This is a genomic window from Halomonas sp. (assembly GCF_041689495.1).
Classification (GTDB): Bacteria; Pseudomonadota; Gammaproteobacteria; order Pseudomonadales; family Halomonadaceae; genus Halomonas.
Genome location: NZ_JBDNGD010000447.1, coordinates 1 through 3,088 on the forward strand (window position 1 = coordinate 1; position 3,088 = coordinate 3,088).

Sequence of the window (3,088 nt, forward strand, 5' to 3'; positions counted from 1 at the left end):
CCTGTCTCCTCGCCACACCCCGCTGCCCTTCTCGGGCCGGCGGGGTGGTTTTTTTGGCAGTGTGGAAGTGGCGCAAGGGAGGTCATGATGACGGCTTCGTTGAAGGGTATCGGGTTCATGTGCCTGGGTGTGCTTTGCCTGGCCATCGGTGATGCCATTTCCAAGTGGCTGGGCGAGGTCCACTCGCCGCTGCAGATCATCTTCTTCCGTACCCTGGTGTCGCTGCCGCTGATTGCGCTGATCACGCACTTCGGCGGGGGCCTGCGCAAGCTGCGCACTCGGCGGCCGGGTGTGCACCTGGTGCGGGGGTTGATCTACACCGCCACCATGTTCTGTTTCGTGCTGGGCTTGACCCTGCTGCCACTCGCCGAGGCCACGGCCATCGCCTTCATCGCCCCGCTGTTCGTGACCCTGCTCTCGGTGCCGCTGCTGGGTGAGCGTATCGCCCCGTCGGTAATGGTGGCGTCCCTAGTTGGCTTCGCGGGCGTGCTGGTGGTGGTGCGGCCCGGTGGCGCGGCCTTCCAGCCCGGGGCCCTGGTACTGATCGGAGCCGCGGTGTTCTATGCCTTGATGATGATCACCGCACGGCGCTACGCGGCGCGGGAGCACCTCTGGGCCATGGTCTTCTACATGGCCCTGGTGCCGCTGGTGATCACGGCGATCGCCTTGCCCTGGGTCTGGACGATGCCCTTGCCCTGGCACTGGCCGGCCTTCCTCGCGGCAGGGATCTTCGGTGCCGGTTCCATGGTCTTCATTACCCTGGCCTTTCGTCATGCCCCGGCGGCCATCGCCGCCCCCTTCGACTACACCGCCATGCTCTGGGCGGTGCTGCTGGGCTGGTGGTTCTGGGACGAGATACCCGATATCTGGGTCTTCGTGGGTGGCACCCTGATCATCGGCAGTGGCCTGGCCATCGCCTACCTCGATCGCCGTACCACCCTGAAGCGGCGGCCTACGTCGTGAAGAAGGCCCGGGCGGCGGCCTGCGGATCCGGCTGACCGCAGATCGCCGAGATCACGGCGAGGCCGTGGGCACCGGCATCCCGTGTCGGTCTGACATGCTCGGCCTTGAGGCCACCGATGGCCACGCTGAGCAAGGGGCTCGCGGCCACCAGGGCGGCCAGGCCCTCGAAGCCCAGCGGCTTGGCATGATCGTGCTTGCTGGGGGTGGCGAACACTGGCCCTAGGCCCAGGTAATCCAGGGCGCTCGGGTCGAGGCGGGCGAGCTGTTCGCGGGTCTGCACCGAGAGCCCGAGGATGGCGTCTGGGCCCAGCACCCGGCGGGCCTCTTCCACGTCGCCGTCGTCCTGGCCGATATGCAGGCCATCGGCGCCACTTTCTCTCGCCACCTCCAGCCGGTCGTTGATGATCAGCGGCACGCCGCTTCCGGCCAGGGCCGCCTTGAGGCGACGCACCTGGTCGATCAGTTCGGCATCCGAGGCGTGCTTGTCACGCAGCTGGACGATGGTTACGCCGCCGCGTACCGCGGCGGCCACGGTCTCCACCAGGCCATGATCCGCGCAGAGCCCGCGGTCGGTAATGAGATACAGCGAGAGATCAAGGCGCATCGTGGACCTCCAGGCGGGCCCGCTCGGCCAGGGCTTCGGCGTCCAGGTGGTAGAGCGCATCGAGGAAGGCCACCGCGAAGCTGCCCGGGCCTCGTGCCACCTCGCCGGCGAGTTCGCCGGCCACGGCATAGCTGGCGAGTGCCGCCACCGTCGCCTCGAAATGCCGCTCCTCGCCGGCGAGGAAGGCCGCCACGACACCGGTCAGCGCGCAGCCCAGGGTGGTGACCTTCGGCATCAGCGGATGCCCGCCTCGGACATGGGCGAGGCGTCGGCCGTCGGTGACCAGGTCCACCTCGCCGGTCACCGCCACCACGCCGCCCGTCTGCATGGCCAGTCGGCGGGCGGCATCAAGGGCCGCCTCGGCGGGATCGGTGCTGTCCACGCCGCGCCCGCCGCCGGCCTGCCCTGCCAGGGCGATGATCTCCGAGGCATTGCCGCGTATCACGTCCGGCGAGAGCGCCAGCAGCCGCCCGCCGGTCTCCCGCCGGTAGCGCGTGGCGCCCACCGCCACCGGGTCCAGCACCCAGGGACGTCCGGTCTCCCCGGCCGCCAGCGCAGAGGCCTCCATGGCCTCGACCCAGTGGGGCGAGAGGGTGCCGATGTTGATCGTCAGGGCGCCGGCCAGGGCGGTGAACTCGGGGGCCTCCTCGCGGGCATGGACCATGGCCGGCGAGGCGCCGATGGCCAGCAGCACGTTGGCCATGCTGTTCATGGCCACATGGTTGGTGATGTTGTGGACCAGCGGGCTGGTCTCGCGCACCCGGGCCAGGTGCGTGGCGGGGTCGATGTGCATCGTGTTCTCCCCGGCTTGGGAGGTGCAGGCAGGCATCGGGCCGGGGCTGCACGACTCCCTGCGCCGGTATTATCCGGGTCAGGTTCCGAGGGTGCTTCTCAGCCGCGGCATTCTCGCAGCGGCGCCCCTGTCGTCAGGACCCACTATCCATGCCAACCCCATGGCTGTAAAGGCCGGGTCCGGCGCCATCGAGGCGCATCGGCCCCGTCTTCCTTGGGTAGCTCAGGAACGAGGGGTTGTCATTGGAGACCCGAGTCGGCGCCCCGGCGTTGATCATCGTCCAGGATCATTCGGCCCGGCACCCAGCGGAGATAGATCACCATGCCGAACAACTCCACCAGGGACTGGAAAACGATCACGACCACGGCGGCACTCCACGCCTCCGGCAGGGACAGCGCCAGGGGGAGCATGACGAAGGAGTTGCGGGTGCCGAGGCTGAAGATGAGCGTGCGAGCTGCCGGTGGGGCGAGACCGAATACTCGACTCAGCCCTTTACCGCTGAAGGCGGCGGCCAGGAGATAGAGCCAGACCTGAAGCTGCTCCAGTGTTTCGCGCATTATATGCCTGGTCCCTAATCAAGCCCTTGCAGTTAGCGGACTGCAGTTAGCGGACTCAGGCCAGCAGATGGATTCCCACCAGGGTGATAAGGCTGGCCATTGTCAGGCTGTGGAGGGAGTCCACCCAGTCGCAGAAAGTATACCGAATGATGCCGTCCTTCGGCCAAGCCA

The 3,088-nt window shown here is 67.9% G+C and carries 4 protein-coding genes and 1 riboswitch; of the genes, 1 reads left to right on the forward strand and 3 read right to left on the reverse strand.

From position 1 onward, the window contains the following. The first annotated feature begins 87 nt into the window (after nt 1-87). Nucleotides 88-963, forward strand: coding sequence for a DMT family transporter (locus tag ACESMD_RS13765; protein ID WP_372614100.1), 876 nt, complete (start codon nt 88-90; stop codon nt 961-963). Here ACESMD_RS13765 and thiE read toward each other — a convergent pair. The 3 genes from thiE to ACESMD_RS13780 form a co-directional block, all read right to left on the reverse strand. After that, complete coding sequence (gene thiE, locus ACESMD_RS13770; RefSeq protein ID WP_372614102.1) at nt 953-1,567, reverse strand: thiamine phosphate synthase; 615 nt, start codon at nt 1,565-1,567, stop codon at nt 953-955. The genes ACESMD_RS13765 and thiE overlap by 11 nt on opposite strands. After that, a complete protein-coding gene (thiM, locus tag ACESMD_RS13775) occupies nt 1,557-2,360 on the reverse strand; it encodes a hydroxyethylthiazole kinase (RefSeq protein WP_372614104.1) in 804 nt (267 codons plus the stop codon). Before thiM ends, thiE begins: the two co-directional genes overlap by 11 nt. 38 nt (nt 2,361-2,398) lie before the next feature. Further along, nucleotides 2,399-2,499, reverse strand: a riboswitch (TPP riboswitch). Between the two features lie 100 nt (nt 2,500-2,599). Further along, the gene (locus ACESMD_RS13780) at nt 2,600-2,917 is read right to left on the reverse strand and encodes a hypothetical protein (protein WP_372614106.1); all 318 of its coding nucleotides are present in this window, start codon (nt 2,915-2,917) and stop codon (nt 2,600-2,602) included. Between the last annotated feature and the right edge of the window lie 171 nt (nt 2,918-3,088).